This window comes from Acidovorax sp. GBBC 1281 (genome assembly GCF_028473645.1).
GTDB lineage: Bacteria > Pseudomonadota > Gammaproteobacteria > Burkholderiales > Burkholderiaceae_C > Paracidovorax.
Map to the genome: position 1 here is coordinate 3303029 of NZ_CP097269.1, position 19267 is coordinate 3322295.

Here is a 19267-nt window from a genome sequence, read left to right on the forward strand (position 1 = left end):
GGGCTCGGTCGGAATGCGGTGCACGAGACTGTCATGCAGAACCGGCACAATCCGAAGAGCCAGTTCTTCACCATTTCAATGGACCAGTTCCACCCCCCTGCCCCGCCCGGCACCGGCCGCCGCATCTACGACCTGCTGCGCGCGCAGATCGCCGACGGCACGCTGGCCGCCGGCGCACGGGCCCCGTCCACCCGGGCCCTGGCCACGGACCTGGGGGTGTCGCGCACCACGGTCACCGCGGCCTACGAGCAGCTGGCGGCGGAGGGCTTTCTGGTCACCGCCCCGGGGCGGGCGGCCCGCGTCGCCCTGGCGCCCGCCGCCGTCGCCCGGCCCCGGGCCGACCCGGGCGGCGGGGGCCCGCTCGCCCCGGCGTTGTCCGCCTTCGGACAGCGCCTGGCCGGCATGGACCTGCCCGCGCTGCCCGCTGCGGAGCCCGCGCGCATCGATTTCCTGTACGGCGCGGTGGCCTCGCGCGACTTCCCGGCGCTGGCCTGGCGCCGCGCCTACCAGGCCGAACTGCTGCGCCACCAGCACAGCCTGCGCTACATCCCGCCCGAAGGCGATGCCGCCCTGCGCCGCGCCATCCAGGGCTATCTGCGGCGCGCACGCGGGCTGGCCTGCGATACCGCGCAGATCCTGGTGGTGCACGGCTCCCAGCAGGGCATCGACCTGTGCGCGCGCCTGCTGCTGGACGCGGGCGACGCCTTCGCGTTCGAAGAGCCCGGCTACCTCATGGCGCGCCGGTGCTTCGAGGCCACGGGCGCAGGCCTGCGGGCCGTGCCCGTGGATGCGCACGGCCTGGACACCGCGCAGCTGCCCGAGGACGGCCGCGTGCGCCTGGCCTATGTGACCCCTTCGCACCAGTTTCCCCTGGGCGGCGTGCTGCCCATCGGCCGGCGCATGGCGCTGCTGCAATGGGCGCAGCGCCACCGCGCGTGGATCGTCGAGGACGACTACGACGGCGAATTCCGCTACGGCCAGCGCCCCATCGACGCGCTGCAGTCCATCGACCCCGATGGCCGCGTGATCTACATGGGCACCTTCTCCAAGGCGCTGTCGCCGCAGCTTCGCCTGGGCTACCTCGTGCTGCCGACGGCCCTGGTGGCGGTGTTCCGCCAGGCCAAGCGCATGGCCGACCGGCATGCGCCGGTGCTGGAGCAGCGCACGCTGGCCGCGCTGATCGACAGCGGCGCGTACGAGCGCCACGTGCGGCGCACCCGGCGCGAGCACGAACGCCGCCGCGCCGCGCTGGCCGATGCCATCGCCCGCCATCTGCCGCCCACTGCGGAGCTGGCGGGCACGGCCGCGGGACTGCACGGCGTGCTGTGGCTGCCGTTCGTTCGGCCGCAGGACGAGCCGGCCCTGGCCGAGGCCGCGCGCGCGCAGGGCGTGGGCATCTACCCCGTGTCGCCGCTGTTCGCCGACGCGCAGCGCGGCGGGCCGGCGCGGCCCGGCGGGTGGGTGCTGGGGTATGCGAGCCTCACGGTGGAGCAGATCGAGCAGGGCATCCGGATCCTGGGGCGCATCGTTGCCGCCTGGGTCGCGGGGGCGCCCGCCCCGGTGCCGCCGCATTGAGGGCCGGCCGAGAAGCGGAGGGTGCGGTTATCCTGCCCGCCGACCCCGCCCCGGCCCCATTCCCTTTTTCCGCATTCACTGCATGCCCCCCCCTGCACATTCTCTGGCGCGACGAGCACCTCGTCGCCGTGTACAAGCCCGCCGGCTGGCTCGTTCACCGCACGGGGCTGGACGCGGGCGAAACCCGCTTCGTCATGCAGGCGCTGCGCGACCAGCTTGGGCAGCACGTGTACCCGGTGCACCGGCTGGACAAGGGCACCTGCGGCGTGCTGGTGATGGCGCTGCACCCGGCCGCGGCGCGCACGCTGTCGCAGGCCTTCGAGCACCACGCGGTGCGCAAGCGCTACCTCGCCCTGGTGCGCGGCTGGATGCCCGATGCGGCCGAGGTGGACCACGCCCTGCGCCCCGACGACGCCCCGCCCGACGCCCCCGTGCAGGACGCCCACACCACGCTGCGCTGCCTGGCCCGGCTGGAACTGCCCGAGGCCGCCGACCCGCGCTTTCCCGGCACGCGAGCGTCGCTGGTGGAGGCCCTGCCCACCACCGGGCGGCGCCACCAGATCCGCCGCCACCTCAAGCACCTGGCGCACCCCATCCTGGGCGATGCCACGCACGGCAAGGGCCCGCTCAACCGCTGGTGGGCCGAACGCCTGGGCCGCCAGCGGCTGTGGCTGCACGCCTGGCACCTGGGCCTGGCGCACCCGGTGACGGGCGAATGGCTGGCCCTGGACAGTGGGCTGCCCGACCCGTGGGCGGTCAGCCCCCCGACCGCCGCCACGGGTCCGCACCCCGCTGGCGATGCGCTCGACTGGCAGCAGCGCGTGCTCGCCCTGCCCTGGCGATCTGCCGGATGAGCGCCCGTTGTCACCGGCCGCGTCCTACCTGCGGTATCGCCCGTGGCTGCTGGCAGGGGCCCGGTGCGGCGCCGACATTGGTCGGCGGTGGCGCGCCCCCGCACCCCGTCCTTTCATTTTCATGAGGTATTTCCGGATGACCCAGACCCGCCCCCTGTCCACCCTGCCGTGCGGAGCCCGTCGATGATGGGCTGGTGGGACCAGATCGCCACCACCGTGGCTGCCGAATTCTCCGACCTCACCGACCTGGGCCAAGCCACGCGCATCGTGGTGCGCCTGGGCATCGCGGGCCTGCTGGGCGGCCTGCTGGGCTGGGAGCGCGAGAACAAGGGCAAGGCGGCCGGCGTGCGCACCCACATGCTGGTGTCGATGGGCGCGGCGATGTTCGTGCTGGTGGCGCAGCAGGCCGGCATCAGCGCGGGGGACAACAGCCGCGTGCTGCAGGGCATCGTGGCCGGCGTGGGCTTCCTGGGCGCGGGCACCATCCTCAAGGGCGACGGCGAGAGCCAGGTCAAGGGCCTGACGACGGCTGCCGGCATCTGGCTCACCGCCGCCATCGGCGTGGCGGCCGGCCTGGGTCTGGAGGCCACGGCGGTGCTCAGCACGCTGCTGGCGCTGGCGATCTTCAGCGCCGTGCCGCTGCTGCAGCGCCTGACGGAACGCGACAGCCACCCGGACACCAAGTAGCGGCCTTCGGCGTGTACCATCGCGCCACGGTCCCATCCGGCGACCCGCAACGGAGCACTCCATGGCCAAAGGCGAACAGCGCAGCAACAAGATGGCGAAGAAACCCAAGAAGGACACTTCGCCCCCCAAGGAAGGAAGCGGTTCCGACCGCCCCATGGCCCCCATCACCGCGGTGATGCCGCGCGGCAAACTGAAGAACAAGTAACGTCAACGGGCCACGGCCCCAGCGGAGCCGGGCCCTGCCGCCCGGCCCACCCACAGCGGCCTGCCCTGGTTTCACAGCGCAGGCCGCTGTTTTTTCTTCTTGGGCGCAGGCCAGATCCACTGCGGCATGGCGGGTGCCTCGGGTGCGGCGGCCGCCGCAACGACAGCCGCAGGGGCCGCGGCCGCCTCGAAGTGCGGCCCCGGGCCGGCCTGGGCCAACAGGTCCTGCGCGTTGCGCAGCGGGCAGTCCTTGAGCGACAGGCAACCGCAGCCGATGCAACCATCGAGCTGGTCCCGCAACTGCGTCAGCATGCGGATGCGGTCTTCCAGATCGCTCTTCCACGCCGCGGACATGCGCCGCCAGTCCGCCGCAGTCGGCGTGCGCCCCTGCGGCAATGCCTGCAAGGCTTCGGCAATGCCGGACAGCGGCACGCCCATGCGCTGGGCCACCTTGATGACCGCCACGCGCCGCAGCACCGATCGCGGATAGCGCCGCTGGTTGCCCGTGCTGCGCACGCTGGCAATGAGCCCCTTGGATTCGTAGAAATGCAGCGCCGACACCGCCAGTCCGCTGCGCGCGGCGACTTCGCCGACCGTCAGTTCGGGGGTGGGGCCGGGCTCGGCCGGGGATACCGGTGGGGGCGTGGCTCGGGGCGGACGGGCAGAGTGGGCTGGTGGCATGGCAAGTGTCGGGAGCGAAGCGGCAACGGCAAAAGTCGAAAAGTCGCACAGGGTTGACCTCAAGTTTAGTTGAGGTTCGATACTGCCCACTTTCCACTTCATCCCACCGGTCCATGTCCCTCGCCACCGCGCCTGCCCCAACCGCTCCGTCCGCCGCCACCCCCTCCTCACCCACGCTGCAGCCCCACGGCCCGGCCGCTGCCGCGTACGTTCCGCCACCCGGCAGCCAGCGCGCCGCCCCGCTCGCCCTGTCCTTCCTCAACCCGGACGGTCTGTACGACCCGCGCCCCAATGGCTATTCGCACCTGGCCGTGGCGCAAGGCGCGGCGCGCACGGTGCACGTGGCCGGCCAGGGCGGTGAAGATGCGCAGGGCCGGCTGGCCGATGGTTTCGCGCAGCAGGTCGCCCAGGCCCTGGCCAACCTCGGCACCGCGCTCGCCGCGGCCGGCGCGCGGCCCCGGGATGTGGCCAAGCTCACCGTGCTCATCGTGGACCACAGCGAGCAGCGGCTGCAGACCTTCGGCCAGGCCCTGATGGCGGCGTGGGCCGACGCCCCGGCGCCCGCCTGCACCTTGATCCCCGTGCCGCGCCTGGCGCTCGACGGCATGCTGTTCGAGATCGACGCCCTCGCCTACGTGCCTGCCGACTGACCGGCCGCCCCTTCCAGCCACTCCATCCCATCACCTTTGCACCCGCCACCGAGAATCCCGCACCGCATGCCACCCCACACCCTGCCCGCCGCCCCATCCTCCTCCCGCCCCGACACGTCGGCGGGCCTGTCCACCCCCGTGCTGCTGCTGATGGCGGTGGCCTGCGGCCTCTGCGCGGGCGCCAACTATTTCAACCAGCCGCTGCTGCACTCCATCGCCGTGCAACTGCAAGTGTCCGAAGGCACGGCCGCGCTGACCGTCACCTTCGCGCAGGTGGCCTACGCGGTCGGCTTGCTGCTGCTGGTGCCGCTGGGCGACAAGCTGGAGCGGCGGCGGCTGATCGCCACGCTCATGGTGCTGGCGGCGGCGGGGCTGTTCCTGAGCGGGTTTGCCGACCGCTTCGCGCTGCTGGCGCTGGGCACGCTCATGACCGGGCTGTTCTCTGTGGCCGCCCAGGTGCTGGTGCCCATGGCGGCCGCGCTGGCCGCGCCCGGGCGCAGCGGGCAGGCCGTGGGCCTGGTGATGAGCGGGCTGCTCACCGGCATTCTGGCGGCGCGCAGCGTAGCCGGCCTGCTGTCGGGCCTGGGCGGCTGGAACCTGGTCTATCGCGTGGGCGGCGTGGCCCTGCTGGTGGTGGCCGCGGCGCTGTGGTTCGCCCTGCCCACGCTGCGCAACCCCCACCCGCCGAGCTACGGGCAGGTGCTGCGCTCGCTGGGCACGCTCGCGCGGCGGCACCCGCGGCTGCGTAGCCGGGCGCTGCTGGGCGGGCTGTCGTTCGCCTCGGTGAGCGTGCTGTTCTCCACCATGGCCCTGATGCTGGCCGGCCCCGCCCACCGCATGGGCGATGCGCAGATCGGGCTGGTCGGCCTGGCGGGCGTGGCCGGGGCGCTGATGGCCAACGTGGCCGGCCGACTGGCGGACCAGGGGCGCGAGCAGCTCACCACCCGCGTGTCAGTGCTGCTGGTGCTGGCCAGCTGGGCGGCGCTGTGGCTGGGGGGCACGTCCATCGTGTGGTTCCTGGTGGGCATGCTGGCGATCGACCTGGCGCTGCAGGGCGTGCACATCAGCAACCAGAACGTGATCTACCAGTTGGCCCCCGAGGCCCGTTCGCGCCTGAACGCGGTCTACATGACCACCTACTTCACCGGGGCGGCGCTGGGCTCGGCGCTCGGCTCCGCCGCCTGGCAGCGCGGCGGGTGGAGCGCCGCGTGCCTGGCCGGTGTGGGGGTGGCGGGGCTCAACGCCCTGGCGATGGTGCACGACGCCCGGCTGGCGCGGGGTGCGCCGGCTCCGGCCGCGCCGCCGGCCTGACGCCTTCGGGCCGCGATTCTTGCACCGCAGCAATTCGGGAACGGGTCCGACACGCCGGCCCTGGCGCCTGCCATGTAATGGGTTTCAGCTGCGCGGGTTCCGTGCAGCCCCCGCAACCCCGAGGAGGACCATCCCATGAAGCAACACGCCACCATCCGCGGAGAAGTCACGTACCGCGAAGGCGACGGCATGCCGATCGCCATTCCCGAGGGCCCTGTCGAACTCGCCCACGCCCCCGACAGCGTGACACTGAGCTGGACGGCGGACAACGATGCCGCCGGCCTGGCCGCCATGCCGCGCGACCAGTACGAGCTCTACGTGCAGGACGGCAAGATCCTGCCCAAGGGCGGCCAGGCGGAACAGGAAGACCACGTGGCCCCGGCCAGCGCCTGACCTCCCCCGCCATTTCATGACCCAACCGCTGCAGCGGCGGCCGCCCCCGCCGCCGCTGCACGCCATTAGCAACTTCAGACTCAGGGCACGGGGCGGGTGAGGTACACCGCCTCGCGGCCCACGATGGGCGCGCGCGTGGGCATCATCACGGTGCAGCCGTCGCACAGCGCGCGGATCTCCTGCGCACCGTCGGTGGCGATCAGCTCGCCCTCGGCAAACACCTCAAACCCCACCAGCGGCCGCGTGAAGCGGAACTCCGGCGTCGTCACCATGCAGGTTTGGAGCAGCTCGTAGCGGCGTTGCGGACCGGGCGCAGGCCGATCGCGCTCGATGAGCCCGAAGTACCCCAGAAAATCCAGCGCCGCCGTGGTGGCCACCTCGCCCGCGGAGCGCAAAAAGTGCTGCCCGCATTCGACCACCAGCCCGGTGCCCGCGCCGCCCGCCTCGCCCAGGCGGCCGTGCTGGATCAACGGCGTGCCCGACCCCAGCCCGCTGGGCATGAGCAGGTGCACGCCCGGCCGGCCGATGGCGCAGGCCACTTCGGTATTGCGCGAATAGGCGGGGTACACCCAGAAAGGCTCGACGTCCTGGCTGGTGGAGTGGATGTCCAGCACGTGATCGGCCGCGGCCACCACGGGGCGCAGCTCGCGCGCGCGGCGCATCTCGATGCTGTCCAGGCTGCCGTCCAGCTCGGCGGCCGACCACACGCGGTTGAGGTTGTGGTCGATCTGGCGGCTGTCGAACGGCCGGCTTTCGTCGAACGACTCGTAGGCCTGCACGTTGGCGAAGCTGATGGTGAGCGTGCCCTTCAACGGGCGCACGCCGCTGTCCAGCAGGTGCGTGGCGGCCACCATGCCGCAGATCTCGTTGCCATGCGTGAGCGCATTGATGAGCACGTGCGGCCCGGGCTGGCCCGAGGCGAAACGGTGCACGTAGGGGATGCCGGTGTTGCCCTCGCGGTAGGCGGACAGGTCGCGGGGCAGGACTTCGAACAGGGGCGGGGTAAGGGTCATTGCGGTGCGGCGGAGGGCGCCATCGGCTGCGGCGGCCCGTCCAGGGTGAAGGTGGTGGGGAAGCCGACCATCGTAGCCGCACCGCGCGGCCTTTGCAGGGCCCGGCGCAGTCCCCGTCACGCCATGCCGGACACCGGAATGGGGCTCTTGTACGATCGCCGGCACCGGCCCCCGCCCTTGGGGGCGGTCCGCGCAACCCACCCCCTGCCCATGACCCCGCCCTCCATCACGTGGCTCCCGCTCGCGCAAGCGCATGCGCGCTGGCCCGGCGGCTGGCGCGAGGCATTGGCCAGGGCGCGCGGCACAGCCCCGCCGCTCGCGGACACCAGCCGGGTGTGCTGCGTGGAAGGCCCGCTGTCGCTGCCCGAACTGGCCTGGGACGGGACTGCGCAGTGGCCGCCCGGCACGTTGGCGGATGCCTTTGCCCTGCCTGCCGGCGCCCCCGCGCCCGCCCTGCTGCTGGTGCAGGGCGGCCTGCACGTGGCGGGCGCCGTCACCGCCCCCGCACCGGGCATGTCCGCACCGGCCCTGGTGGTGTGCGGTGACGCGCATTGGGGGCATGCGGTGCTGGAAGGCATGCCGGTGGTCATTACCGGCGACCTGCAGGTGGACGGGCTGCTGTGGGGCGGCGGTGCCGATCCGGCCGAGGCGGGTGCAACCGGGCCCGGCCTGGAGATCGGCGGCTCGCTCGGCGCACAGGTGGCGCTGTTCACCGGCGGCTACGGCCTGCGCACGGGCGGCGAGGACCGGGTGGCCTACCCCTTCGGCGCCCCGTTCGGCGGCCACGACCTGGCGGCATTCTCTGCGGAGCCGCTGGCCGCCGTCTTCGATCCGGCGTGCCTGCACGGCCTGGCCGTAGGCGAGGACGGCCGCCTGGGCGCCCTGCCCGACCGCGCCGCCGTGGGGGCCGCCCTGCAAGCCGGCCGGCCCGTGCTGCGCAGCCCCGACGCCATCGCCGCCGACCTGGCGAGCGACACCGCGCTGTGCCCGGGCAGCGCCATGCACGCCAACCACCTTCGCCAGCTGCTGCGCTCCCGCCTGCTCGATGCCGCCCACAAGAAAGCCACCGGCTGGTTCGGCCAGACCGACTTCCTGCTGTGCCGCCAGCACGTGGACGACGATGGCGACACCTACGGCGACGGCCTGTTCATGACCGTCTGGAAGACCTGGGACTTTCACCTGTCCATCGACGATGGCACCGCACGCCAGGGCTGGTGGCAGCGGCTGACAGCCCCTTTGCGCGCCGCGCCGCCACCACCCCGCAGCGACGGCCTGGCCGTCATGCACCGGCGCTATGCCGCAGGCGTGCCCGGCCCCTGGGAACCGCTGGCCGAGGATGGGGACCCCGCCGCGCTGCAGGCCTGCCTGCGCGCATGGCACGGCGTGCTCGACCACGCCCGCCGGGCCGCGGCCCAGTCACGCGCCGGCCACCCCGTGTGGCGGCGGCTGGAGGCGGCGTTGTCCCCCGAGCGCATCGAGACACTGGCGCAGTTGCCGGTGTTCACCGATCAATACAACGACTGGTGGGGCACCGAGCGCAACGGCTGGTGGGAGGGCGACGTGTGGGTCGGCGTGCGCCAGCCCTGCATGTACCAGGGCGAGCCCTGGGGCCTGGCCCTCAAGCTGAGCTGGCGCAACGGCACCGAGGCGCCGGGCGACGCGCCAGACGACGCGCACGCCGCCTACCAGCTGGAGATCGAGGCCGCCGCCCCCGGCGCGCCGCCGGTGGTGCGCATCACCTGCGCCCAGCGGCAGTCCGACCCTCGCCAACCGCTGCCGCGCCACGCCGTGGACCATGCGGCGCGCCTGCTGCGCTGGTTCACGGTGCTGGAGCAGCGCCTGCATGCGGCGCACGGGGGTACGGCGCAGAGCGGTGATATCGCCTGATTTGCTATATATTTAATAGCAATACAGGCAATCGATACTAGGGCATGGGCCCGTTTTGACTCAAAACCGGCAGTCCCGGGCTTCAATCCCCGCCGCCGTCCCCGCCCCCATCGCCGTCGCTCTCCGGCGCCTGCGAATCGTCCGGGCCATTGCCATCGTCGCCACCCCGGCTGCCGCGCTTGTTGCGGCCCCGGGCTTCCTTCTTGGCGGCACGCAGGGCCTCCTGCCGGGCGCCCTCGGCCTGCCAGACCTCGAACTCCTCGGGCGTCTCCAGCGTGATGCGGCCCAGGATGGCGGTGCGGAAGTCCGTCATCACCAGCTCAGCCGCCTTTTGCAGGTTGACGCGCCCACCCGCCATGATGGCGCCGCGCTTGCGGGCCACGGCCTCCAGGATCTCTTCGTCCTGCAGGTTGCCCACGGCGCCCGCCGGCAGGCCCAGCTTGTAGCGCGCCTCCATCAGCGGCACGTAGTGCTGCTTGAGGTAGCCGATCAGTTCCAGCGCCACCTCTTCCTCATCGTAGGCATTGCGGCCGATGGCGCCGCTGGCGGCCAGCTTGAAGCCGCTTTCGGGCACGGTGATGCGCGGCCACAGCATGCCGGGCGTGTCCCACAGGTAGAAGTCGTCGGCCAGCGTGATGCGCTGCTCCAGCTTCGTGATGCCGGCCTCGTCGCCCGTCTTGGCCTGGCTTTTCTGGCTGAGCGTGTTGATGAGCGTGGACTTGCCCACGTTGGGAATGCCGCAGATCAGCACCCGCATCGGCTTGGCCATGCCGCCGCGCTGCGGCGCCAACTGGTGGCAGGCGTCGATGAGGCGCCGCGCCGGCGCGGGCTCGGAGGCATCGAGCGCGATGGCGCGCGTCTCCGACCGGGCGTTGTACCAGTCGAGCCACAGCGGCGTGCGCGCGGGGTCGGCCACGTCCTGCTTATTGAGCACCTTGACCGCCGGCTTGTGCCCGGTCAGCTCGGCCAGCAACGGGTTGCTACTGGAGCCGGGCAGGCGCGCATCCAGCAGTTCGATCACCACGTCGATGTCCTTGATGCGCTCGCCGATCGCCTTGCGCGTGAGGTGCATGTGACCGGGAAACCACTGGATGGCCATGGAGAGTCTTTCGCTTTTTTGAGGGGGTTCGAGGGCGACAAGGATAATCGGCCCTGTCTTCACCTTCCGCATTGGCCTACATGCCCCTTCCCCCCCCCCCCGTTCACCGCCCCGATCAGAAGCACGACAAGGAGTTGCTGTTCAAGGGCGTGACCTGCGCGCTCATCGGCCTCATCGTGCTGCTGGCACCCTACGTGGCGCGGTCGTCCAGCGTGGCGGACATGATGCGGCAGGCCTCCCTGGTGGGCTGGTTCGCCCTGGTGCTGGGCGGCGCGTTCCTCGTGCGCTACGCCATGCGCCGCTATGGGGGCCGTCGGCGCTACTGAGGGGAGCAGCGACTTGACGCAGGAAGCCGCCGCCCGCGGGCCGGCCGCCCCGCTCCCGTTCGCTGAGGTGCCCGCCCCCGCGGCCGACCTGCCCGGGGCGCGAGCGATGTTCGCCACCTTGATCGAGCGCGCTGCGGCGCGGGCCGTCGCGCTGCGCCCGCCCCCGGCCGAACCCACCACCTGCTGCGGCCGCGGCTGCAACGGCTGCGTGTGGGAGGGCTTTTACGCCGCCGCCCAGTGGTGGCGGCAGGATGCGCTGGAGGCGTTGCAGGCCGCAGCCTCTGCCGTCGCGCCCTCCGGGCCGACGGCGCGGCCATCCGGCCGCAGCGCCAACGATTTTTAGCTTCAGCGCCCGATGGCCTTGAGCGCTTTCGCGCATGCCCACCTCAGGCGAAATGATCGCAGAGAAAATCCACGAAGGCGGTGACCTTGGGGCTCACGAGCCGGCGTGATGCGTGCAGCACCCAGCCTTCGGGTTCCGCCCCCTGCACCACGCCCCATTCGACGATGCGCCCGGCGGCCAGGTCCGGCGCCACGGCGGTCCGGGGCACCAGGGCCGGGCCTGCGCCCGCGAGCACCGCGTTCCGGATGAGCAGCGGGGTCGAGTAGCGCAACAGGGGCTTGGGCAGGTACGTGCGCACGCTGCCGGCCGGGTCGACCACCGTCCAGGCCCCCGCCACGGTGCGGCCCGTGCGCATGACCGCCGGGAGTTCGATGCCGCCACCGGGTGCTGCGGCATTCGCTGGCGGCAGGGGCCAGTCCGGCGGCGCGACCAGCAGCAACTGGTCGCGCAAAAAGCAGCGGCCGACCAGCGTGTCGTCCGGCCGCGGATTGAAGCGCACGACGATGTCGTAACCGTCGCCCACCAGATCGACGAGGCGGTCTTCCGCCGTGACCTCCAGCCGCACCTCGGGGTGCGCGCGCAGAAACGCCGCGCCCAATTGTCCCATCGCCACGTGCGCGAACAGCAACGGTGTGCTGACGCGCAGCACGCCGCGCGGCCGGCCGATGCCGGACTTCAGCTCATCGACCACCTGCGTGATCTCGCCGAAAGGATCGGCCGTGCGCGAATGCAAGAGGGCGCCCTCCGGCGTCAACTGCAATTTGCGGGTGCCCCGCTCGACGAGGCGCACGCCCAGGGCGTCCTCCAGCGCCCGCACGCGGCGGGACAGCGTGGCCTTCGGCACGCCGCTGGCGCGGCTGGCGCTGCCGAACCCGCCGTGGGTCGCCACCCGGTTGAAATCGGCCAGTGCCGTGATGTCCATGCTTTGTTCCATTGATGAGACGCCATGTCCAGATTTCTCGGACCATGCACCATTCCTGAGCCACTAAACAATCACGGCGTGGGCAAGCACTGGCCACCGACCGGCCCGCTTCACTGCCCGCTCCCTTCACCCCATCAGCAAGGAATGCCCCCATGAAAGCAGTACGGTTTCACCAATGCGGTGGCCAAGAGGTTCTGGCCATCGAAGACATCGCGAAGCCCGCGCCCGGTCCCGGCCAGGTGCGCATCGCGGTCAAAGCGGCAGGCGTCAACCCCATCGACTGGAAACTGCGGGCCGGCTACATGCACGCGATGATGCCCATCGCCATGCCCGCCGGCAGCGGGTTCGACGCGGCAGGCATCGTCGATGCCGTGGGCGAAGGCGTGTCCGGCGTGGCCGTGGGCGATGCGGTCTTCGGCAAGGGTATCGACACGATGGCCGAATACGCCGTCCTGCAGGAATGGGCCGCGAAGCCCCAGGGGCTGTCTTTCGAAGAAGCCGCAGGCTACCCGGTCGCGGTCGAAACGGCCACGCGCATCATTGCCGAAGTGGGTGTGAAGCCGGGTGAGACGCTCCTGGTCAGCGGCGCCGCCGGGGGCGTGGGGTCGGCCGTGATCCAGCTGGCCAAAGCCGCCGGCATCCGCACGATCGGCACCGCCAGCGCCGCCAAGCACGACTACCTGCGCTCGCTGGGCGCCACCCCGACGACCTACGGGCCCGGGCTGGCCGATCGCGTGGCCGCCCTGGCGCCGCAAGGCGTGCAAGCCGCACTCGACATTGCCGGCTCCGGCGTCATTCCGGAACTGGTGGCGATCACCGGCGACGCATCGAAAGTGCTGTCGATCTCCGACCTGTCGGCCCCGCAACACGGCGCCAAAACCTCGTTCGAACCCATGGACGCGGCCCTGGCCAGCAAGGCGCTGGCGGGTGCGGCATCGCTGTTCACCGCCGGCGCGTTCACCTTGCCGGTCGAGCAGACCTTTCCGCTCAACCGCATCGCCGCCGCGCATGAACTCAGCGCGCAAGGCCACGTCACCGGACGGCTCGTCATCACCATGAACTGACGGATCGGAGGCCGGGCCCTCACGGCCTGGCCTCTTTCAACCCCATCGATTTCCCCAGCGGCGCCTGGAAGGCTGCGTGCGGAATCCAACGACCGTCAACCTTCAACCGTCAGGCTACAAGGCCACACCATGGACATCAGCAACAACACCGTCTTGATCACCGGCGGTTCGTCCGGCATCGGGCTGGAACTGGCGAAGCAGCTTCTGCACCTCGGCAACACCGTGATCGTCACCGGCCGCAATCCCACCAAGCTGGCGGCCGTGAGCCGCTCGCTACCCGGCATCCACACCCGGGTTTGCGACGTGGTCGACCCCGCGTCCATCCGCGCGATGCACCAGACGCTGCCCCAGGAGTTTCCGGCACTGAACGTCGTCATCCACTGCGCCGGCATCATGCGAAAGATCAATCTCCAGAGCCCCACGGACGATCTGCAAGGCCTGACCCAGGAGGTCGAAACGAATCTGAAAGGCACCCTCTGGGTCAACCAGGTGTTCCTGCCCCACCTGAAAAAGCAGCCACGCGCGGCGATCGTCAACGTGTCTTCGGGATTGGCCTTCGTGCCCATGGCCATCGCGCCCATCTACTGCGCGACCAAGGCGGGCCTGCATGCCTATACACGGTCGCTGCGACTGCAGCTCAAACGCACCCGCGTGCAGGTCTTCGAGCTGGCGCCACCGGGCACGGATACCTCGCTGTTCTCGGGCGATTTCACCAATGAAGATGTGGGCGGCGTCACCCCGATGCCGGTCGAAACCCTGGTGAAGCATGCCTTGGCCGGGCTGCGGAAAGACAAGCTCGAGATTCGGCCGGGTTTGAGCAACGTGTTGAAGATCGCATCGCGCATCGCACCGAATTTCATGTTCGCGCAGTTGGGCAAGTCGGTGGATTTGATGCGGGACCACTGAGCCGGGCGAGCGATCTTTGCCGCCAATGTGTGCAACGGCGCGGCCAGGAGCCTTTCCCGTCCACCCGTCAGACAGCGTTCGACTTCGGTGATGGACCGCCGCCCCTCTCACGCCAATCTGGCTGCGGCCCAGGCCGCGTATAGCCCCACACCCGAATGACTCCCGCTTCCACGGAATAGGGAATGTCGTGGCGCTTGAGGACCTCTTGCAGCCACTGTGCCGAGGCCGCTTGAAGCTCGATCCACTCCCACTCCGCGACCGGATGAAGGTGGTAATAGAACTCGCCGTCCCATGCAGTACAGAACTTCGGTGGCGCGAAAACGCTGCGGCCCCGGAACTGGGGATGCTGCTCGACCGGTGCCGCGAGCATCTCGGCACGCAGCTCCGCCCATTTGGTGTGATTGAGCGCCGGATACAGCTCCCCGCGCTGGACCATGGCTGACAAGCGCTTCATGTCTTCATCGGTTGGGCGAGGCGTTGCCTTGCCATCCCAATTGCGCAGACGGGTCACATGGCTCTCCGAAATTTCCATCGTTCAGTCCAATCGCAGGCAACGATGCACGCCACGATAACGACGCCTGCAGCAGGTCCGGGTTCCTATCGCTGCGCGCCAACTCAAAGGTGCCTCACACGCTCACCGAGCCCCTGAACCCTCGGGCAGCGTAGTAAGACTCGGCCCCGTTGTGGTACACGAAGACCCTGCCGTAGCGCCTGTCGCAAAACAGCGCGCCGCCGAGTTGTCTGATTTCCGGCGGCGTGGCGACCCAGCTGGAAGTCTTGCGGTCGAACTCCCCGAACTGCTGAAGCGTCCGGTATTCGTCCTCCGTCAGCAGCGAGATGCCCATGGCAGCGGCCACGTCCTCCGCGTTGTTCTCTGGCTTGTTCTGCTTGCGGGCATTCCATGCCGCTGCGTCATAGCAGAGGCTTCTGCGACCCTGGGGGCTTTCAGCGGCGCAGTCGCAGAAAACGCAGGCGCCAGTGGCATCCGCTGTTCCGATGACATCGGGTTCGCCTCCTGTGGCCTCCATGGCGTGGAGCGCCTTCAGCTTTTCGGGGTTGCTTTGCAAACGCGCATGGACGTGGGCCCAATCGACACCCGGGTGCCTGTGAGTGTTCTGCTGGAACCGCTGCTGCAATGCTTCAAGGATGAGGTCGCCCTGGTCTGTTTTCACGTCGCTCCACTCCTGTTTGAACATCATTTTTGCCAGCGGATGCGTGCATGAGGTCTGAACGTCTGCTGACCTCGTGTTGATTCTGCTTGACCTTGCAACGGCTCAATGCACCCGAAGCACCTCAAACTGCTGCCGGCTCGGAGCGAGATGTATCGACACTTCATCCCCCTCGCATTTACCCAGCATGGCCTTGCCCAAAGGGGCTTCGCAGCTGATGACCTGAACGAGCTGACCGCCGCTGACCAACTTCATGCTGCCCCCATCCGGGCCGAGAAAGATCTGCTGCTCCTTGTCGTCGGAATCGACCAGGCAGACCAGCGCACCGAGCTGTATGCCTTTGCTGACGTCGTAGGGGCGCGGGCGGAATTGGCGCCAATGGGCCAGCGCCTGGCGGATGGCTTCGGCGCGCCGAGCCTGGCCGGTCGCCAGATAGGCGGCTTCAAGCCCTAAGGTGTCGTATTTGTTCTCGGCGATGTTTTCTTCGTGGGTCGCCGTTTCATGGGCCGCCCGCATTGCCTGCTCGGTTTGCAGCAGGTCTTCTGAGAGCCGTTCCAACACCTGCTGCTGCAGCAAAAATTTATCCATGATCAAAGTGAGGCATGTCGAACGAGCGGTGGGCAGGTCTTGATTGTGAAGGGCTCCAACAGCCTTCGAACGCTCCCGTTGGCCGCGGGGTTAACTTCAGCGATGGGAGCGATGCCGCAGCTCAATCGGCTAAGCCATTGGCAGAATTGACCAATCACCCGACGCTTGGCATTGGCCTCACTCAGGGGACTCCATCAACAAAAGACGCTCGGATAGAGTGACGGATATGCGTCCTGATCCCCTTGCCTGGTGGCATTCTGAGTTCGGAGAGATTGCGCCTCGCGGGCATCTTCTGCGTCGCGCTCTCAGCGCGCAATGGGTGCGGTTTCATTCACTCCCTGAATCGAAGCGGTACGCTGAGTCGCTGGACGAATACGCCGAAATTGAACATCGACATTGTCTCGTCGCATCAGCGCTCTTCAGCGCCAACGAGCCCTTGTACGTCTTTCGCGCGCTTGGCGAGGAAGCCAGGCTGCGTGGAAAGGCCAAGCATCAGCTTGCCGGGAGCCAATTCAGAGAGGCCGTTGCTGTGATGCAGCCCGAAAGTCTTGGGCAGGACGAAGAGGATCGAATGTATGTCCGGGCTTTGGTTTCCCACTGGAAACCCGATTTCTTCGAAGCTGCGATTCGCCTACTCGCAGACTGGAAAGCGGTGGGCATCTCGTTTGTTTCTCCGGCGACTAAGAACATTTTCTGTCCCTACGACGGTGGGATGGACGTCTTCACGCACTCCATCGCACCCGAAGAGCTTCGTGCCCGCTTTACGGACTGGCTATCGCCCCGTCCGGACGGTCTATGAACGACGGCTTGGGGCCAAAGCGAACGTCCGTCTCAACCGAAATTGGCCATACGTGACAGACCTTGAAGCCGCTAATCATTCAGGCCAATCTAACTTCTTACATTAACTCCCCCACTCTCCCCCACCACCCAATCCCTGAACGCCTTCACCAACGGCGCCTCCGCCCGCGCCTCCGGATACACCAGGTAATACGCATCGCCGCTGGTCAGCACTGTCGCCGACAACTCCACCAAGCTCCCCGCCGCCAGCTCCGGCTCGATCAAGAACCGCGGCAGCAGCGCCGCCCCCAGCCCCGACACCGCCGCCTGCGCAATCATGGCGAACTGCTCGTGCCGTGGCCCGCGCAGCGCCAGGCTGGTGGGGGCGCCCACCAATTCGAACCATTCCGACCACTGCGTAGGCCGCGTGCTCTGCTGCAGCAGCACCACGCGCGCCAGGTCTTGTGGGGTATGGATGCCGTGCTGGCTTTGGTAGCCGGGGCTGCACACGGGCACCACCTCTTCGTGCATGAGGTATTCGCACACCGCGCCGGCCCAGTGGGGCGTGCCGAAGTGGATGGCGGCGTCGAACGGGGTGCCCGCAAAGTCGAACGGCTCGGAGCGCGCCGCAAAATTGACCGTCACTTCCGGGTGCAGCGCCATGAAACCGCCCAGGCGCGGGATGAGCCAGCGGGTGCCCAGGGTGGGCAGCACGGCCAGGTTGAGCAGGCCGTCGGTGCTGCTGAAGGCCATGGCCTTTTGCGTGATGGCCGACAGCTGCTGCAGCACGCCCTGCAGATCGGCGGCGTAGACGCGGCCGGCGTCGGTGAGCACCACGCGCTGGCGCACGCGGTGGAACAGGGCGGTGCCCAGTTGCGCCTCCAGCTGGCGGATCTGGCGCGAGACGGCGCTCTGGGTCAGGTGCAGTTCTTCGGCCGCGCGCGACACGCTGTGGTGGCGGGCGGCGGCTTCGAAGGCCAACAGGTCGGCCATGGAGGGGAGAAAGGCGCGGCGCAACAAGGTCATGCTCCAAGGGAATGACTCTGCGCAGGGCATTGCCGGCCAGCGCAGATTCGACTAGGGCAAGGGTTTTCACCAACCCAGGACTTGATTCCATTTTTACATCAAGTCGTTCCGTTATTTTGCTATGCAGGCGGGCGCGATTGGGGGATATTGGCGCACGCTTTCTTGCTTCTTTTCTTCGTCGCGTTTTACCGTTCTTGTTTTTTGACTGCGAGCACTACCGCCATGTCTGCCAACGCCGCCAACCCCTCCTCACCCGCCACGCCCGCCCCCGCCGTCTCGGCGGAGGTGGATCAATTGCTGCAACGCCTGGGCGTGCCGCGCACGGCCTACACGGGCGGCAGCTTGCCCGTGCGCTCGCCCATCACGGGCGAGGCGATCGGTGCGGTGCCGCAGCACAGCGCGGCCGAGGCCACGGCGGCCATCGGGCGGGCGCATGCGGCCTTCCAGGCTTGGCGCAATGTGCCGGCGCCGCGCCGGGGCGAGTTGGTGCGCCTGCTGGGCGAAGAGCTGCGCGCGGCCAAGGCCGACCTGGGCCTGCTGGTGACCATCGAGGCGGGCAAGGTGCCGTCCGAGGGGCTGGGCGAGGTGCAGGAGATGATCGATATCTGCGACTTCGCCGTGGGCCTGTCGCGCCAGCTGTACGGCCTGACGATCGCCACCGAGCGCCCCGGCCACCGCATGATGGAAACGTGGCACCCGCTGGGCGTGTGCGGCGTGATCTCGGCGTTCAATTTTCCCGTGGCGGTGTGGTCGTGGAATGCGGCGCTGGCGCTGGTGTGCGGCGATCCGGTGGTGTGGAAGCCGTCGGAAAAAACCCCGCTCACCGCGCTGGCCACGCACGCGATCGCGCAGCGCGCCATCGCCCGCTTCGGCGCCGATGCACCCGCGGGCCTGCTGGAGCTGATCATCGGCCAGCGCGACCTGGGCGAGGTGCTGGTGGACGACGCGCGCGTGCCGGTGCTGTCGGCCACGGGCTCCACCGCCATGGGCCGGGCGGTGGGCCCGCGCCTGGCGGCCCGCTTTGCGCGCGGCATCCTGGAGCTGGGCGGCAACAACGCGGCCATCGTGGCGCCCACGGCCGACCTGGGGCTGGCGCTGCGCGGCATCGCCTTCGCGGCCATGGGAACGGCAGGCCAGCGCTGCACCACGCTGCGCCGGCTGTTCGTGCACGAGAGCATCTACGACCAGCTGGTGCCCCAGCTCGCCAAGGTGTATGCCAGCGTGCAGGTGGGCGACCCGCGCACGCCCGGCACGCTGGTGGGCCCGCTGATCGACCGGCCGGCCTTCGAGGGCATGCAGAAGGCGCTGGCGCAAAGCCGCGCGCTGGGCGCCACAGTGCACGGCGGCGACCGGGTGGAGGGCATCGCGGGCAGCGAGGCGTATTACGTGCGCCCGGCGCTGGTGGAGCTGCCAAAGCACGAAGGCCCGGCGCTGCACGAAACCTTCGCGCCCATCCTGTACGTGGTGCGCTACGGCACGCTGGAGGAGGCCATCGCCATGAACAACGCGGTGGGCGCGGGCCTGTCGTCGTCGATCTTCACGCTGAACGCGCGCGAGGCCGAGCAGTTCATGTCGGCCGCGGGGTCGGACTGCGGCATTGCCAACGTGAACATCGGCCCGAGCGGCGCCGAGATCGGCGGGGCCTTCGGCGGCGAGAAGGAGACCGGCGGCGGCCGCGAGGCGGGGTCGGACAGTTGGAAGGCCTACATGCGCCGCGCGACCAACACCATCAACTATTCCACCGCCCTGCCCCTGGCGCAGGGCGTGACCTTCGACATCGCCGATTGAGCGA

22 protein-coding genes are annotated in these 19267 nt (G+C 69.6%); 14 read left to right on the forward strand and 8 right to left on the reverse strand.

Going from position 1 to position 19267, the window contains the following annotated elements:
• Positions 1 to 78: 78 nt before the first annotated feature.
• The 4 genes from pdxR to M5C96_RS15440 all read left to right on the forward strand — a co-directional run bounded on the left by pdxR (position 79) and on the right by M5C96_RS15440 (position 3321).
• Complete coding sequence (gene pdxR / locus M5C96_RS15425) at positions 79 to 1575, forward strand: MocR-like pyridoxine biosynthesis transcription factor PdxR (RefSeq protein WP_272569736.1); 1497 nt, start codon at positions 79 to 81, stop codon at positions 1573 to 1575.
• 128 nt (positions 1576 to 1703) lie between these two features.
• Complete coding sequence (locus M5C96_RS15430; protein ID WP_272564026.1) at positions 1704 to 2429, forward strand: pseudouridine synthase; 726 nt, start codon at positions 1704 to 1706, stop codon at positions 2427 to 2429.
• Positions 2430 to 2612: 183 nt separating this feature from the next.
• Positions 2613 to 3116 carry an MgtC/SapB family protein gene (locus M5C96_RS15435; protein ID WP_272569737.1) on the forward strand — a complete coding sequence of 168 codons (504 nt, stop codon included), beginning with the start codon at positions 2613 to 2615 and terminating at the stop codon, positions 3114 to 3116.
• Positions 3117 to 3177: 61 nt separating this feature from the next.
• Positions 3178 to 3321, forward strand: a complete 144-nt coding sequence (locus tag M5C96_RS15440) for a hypothetical protein (protein ID WP_272564027.1) — start codon at positions 3178 to 3180, stop codon at positions 3319 to 3321.
• A 71-nt stretch (positions 3322 to 3392) separates the two neighbouring features.
• Here the strand turns inward: M5C96_RS15440 and soxR are convergent, their stop codons facing one another.
• On the reverse strand, positions 3393 to 4001 hold the full coding sequence (gene soxR / locus M5C96_RS15445; RefSeq protein ID WP_272564028.1) for a redox-sensitive transcriptional activator SoxR: 609 nt from the start codon (positions 3999 to 4001) through the stop codon (positions 3393 to 3395).
• A gap of 113 nt (positions 4002 to 4114) precedes the next feature.
• On the opposite strand from soxR, the gene M5C96_RS15450 reads away from it, so the two are divergent.
• From M5C96_RS15450 to M5C96_RS15460, 3 genes are all read left to right on the forward strand, one after another.
• Positions 4115 to 4651, forward strand: a complete 537-nt coding sequence (locus M5C96_RS15450; protein ID WP_272564029.1) for a RidA family protein — start codon at positions 4115 to 4117, stop codon at positions 4649 to 4651.
• A 66-nt stretch (positions 4652 to 4717) separates the two neighbouring features.
• The gene (locus M5C96_RS15455; protein WP_442867315.1) at positions 4718 to 5962 is read left to right on the forward strand and encodes an MFS transporter; all 1245 of its coding nucleotides are present in this window, start codon (positions 4718 to 4720) and stop codon (positions 5960 to 5962) included.
• 135 nt (positions 5963 to 6097) lie between these two features.
• A complete protein-coding gene (locus M5C96_RS15460; protein WP_272564030.1) occupies positions 6098 to 6355 on the forward strand; it encodes a hypothetical protein in 258 nt (85 codons plus the stop codon).
• A gap of 80 nt (positions 6356 to 6435) precedes the next feature.
• On the opposite strand, the gene M5C96_RS15465 is transcribed toward M5C96_RS15460, so the two are convergent.
• Positions 6436 to 7368: a succinylglutamate desuccinylase/aspartoacylase domain-containing protein gene (locus M5C96_RS15465; RefSeq protein WP_272564031.1), complete on the reverse strand. Its 933-nt coding sequence runs from the start codon at positions 7366 to 7368 to the stop codon at positions 6436 to 6438.
• A 210-nt stretch (positions 7369 to 7578) separates the two neighbouring features.
• Here M5C96_RS15465 and M5C96_RS15470 point away from each other — a divergent pair, with 210 nt between their 5' ends.
• A complete protein-coding gene (locus M5C96_RS15470) occupies positions 7579 to 9255 on the forward strand; it encodes a hypothetical protein (protein ID WP_272564032.1) in 1677 nt (558 codons plus the stop codon).
• 82 nt (positions 9256 to 9337) lie between these two features.
• On the opposite strand, the gene ylqF is transcribed toward M5C96_RS15470, so the two are convergent.
• Positions 9338 to 10354, reverse strand: a complete 1017-nt coding sequence (ylqF, locus tag M5C96_RS15475; protein WP_272564033.1) for a ribosome biogenesis GTPase YlqF — start codon at positions 10352 to 10354, stop codon at positions 9338 to 9340.
• An 80-nt stretch (positions 10355 to 10434) separates the two neighbouring features.
• Between ylqF and M5C96_RS15480 the strand changes: the two genes are divergently transcribed.
• Both M5C96_RS15480 and M5C96_RS15485 read left to right on the forward strand, forming a co-directional pair.
• Positions 10435 to 10680, forward strand: coding sequence for a hypothetical protein (locus tag M5C96_RS15480; protein ID WP_272564034.1), 246 nt, complete (start codon positions 10435 to 10437; stop codon positions 10678 to 10680).
• A gap of 13 nt (positions 10681 to 10693) precedes the next feature.
• The gene (locus M5C96_RS15485) at positions 10694 to 11023 is read left to right on the forward strand and encodes an oxidoreductase-like domain-containing protein (protein ID WP_442867316.1); all 330 of its coding nucleotides are present in this window, start codon (positions 10694 to 10696) and stop codon (positions 11021 to 11023) included.
• Positions 11024 to 11066: 43 nt separating this feature from the next.
• Here M5C96_RS15485 and M5C96_RS15490 read toward each other — a convergent pair whose 3' ends face one another.
• Complete coding sequence (locus M5C96_RS15490) at positions 11067 to 11945, reverse strand: LysR family transcriptional regulator (RefSeq protein ID WP_272564035.1); 879 nt, start codon at positions 11943 to 11945, stop codon at positions 11067 to 11069.
• 152 nt (positions 11946 to 12097) lie between these two features.
• Between M5C96_RS15490 and M5C96_RS15495 the strand changes: the two genes are divergently transcribed.
• The gene (locus tag M5C96_RS15495; protein WP_272564036.1) at positions 12098 to 13009 is read left to right on the forward strand and encodes an NADP-dependent oxidoreductase; all 912 of its coding nucleotides are present in this window, start codon (positions 12098 to 12100) and stop codon (positions 13007 to 13009) included.
• A 129-nt stretch (positions 13010 to 13138) separates the two neighbouring features.
• Positions 13139 to 13915 carry an SDR family oxidoreductase gene (locus tag M5C96_RS15500; protein ID WP_272564037.1) on the forward strand — a complete coding sequence of 259 codons (777 nt, stop codon included), beginning with the start codon at positions 13139 to 13141 and terminating at the stop codon, positions 13913 to 13915.
• A 67-nt stretch (positions 13916 to 13982) separates the two neighbouring features.
• Here M5C96_RS15500 and M5C96_RS15505 read toward each other — a convergent pair whose 3' ends face one another.
• From M5C96_RS15505 to M5C96_RS15515, 3 genes are all read right to left on the reverse strand, one after another.
• On the reverse strand, positions 13983 to 14447 hold the full coding sequence (locus tag M5C96_RS15505; RefSeq protein WP_272564038.1) for a DUF6678 family protein: 465 nt from the start codon (positions 14445 to 14447) through the stop codon (positions 13983 to 13985).
• Positions 14448 to 14541: 94 nt separating this feature from the next.
• Complete coding sequence (locus tag M5C96_RS15510; RefSeq protein WP_272564039.1) at positions 14542 to 15111, reverse strand: DUF4256 domain-containing protein; 570 nt, start codon at positions 15109 to 15111, stop codon at positions 14542 to 14544.
• 78 nt (positions 15112 to 15189) lie between these two features.
• Positions 15190 to 15672 (reverse strand): GreA/GreB family elongation factor, encoded by a 483-nt coding sequence (locus tag M5C96_RS15515; RefSeq protein ID WP_272564040.1) that lies wholly within the window; start codon positions 15670 to 15672, stop codon positions 15190 to 15192.
• Positions 15673 to 15898: 226 nt separating this feature from the next.
• Here M5C96_RS15515 and M5C96_RS15520 point away from each other — a divergent pair, with 226 nt between their 5' ends.
• Entirely contained in the window at positions 15899 to 16471 is a 573-nt protein-coding gene (locus M5C96_RS15520) for a DUF3885 domain-containing protein (RefSeq protein ID WP_272564041.1), read from the forward strand.
• An 89-nt stretch (positions 16472 to 16560) separates the two neighbouring features.
• Here M5C96_RS15520 and M5C96_RS15525 read toward each other — a convergent pair whose 3' ends face one another.
• The gene (locus M5C96_RS15525) at positions 16561 to 17475 is read right to left on the reverse strand and encodes a LysR family transcriptional regulator (protein ID WP_272564042.1); all 915 of its coding nucleotides are present in this window, start codon (positions 17473 to 17475) and stop codon (positions 16561 to 16563) included.
• Positions 17476 to 17697: 222 nt separating this feature from the next.
• On the opposite strand from M5C96_RS15525, the gene amaB reads away from it, so the two are divergent.
• On the forward strand, positions 17698 to 19263 hold the full coding sequence (gene amaB / locus M5C96_RS15530) for an L-piperidine-6-carboxylate dehydrogenase (RefSeq protein WP_272564043.1): 1566 nt from the start codon (positions 17698 to 17700) through the stop codon (positions 19261 to 19263).
• Positions 19264 to 19267: the final 4 nt, after the last annotated feature.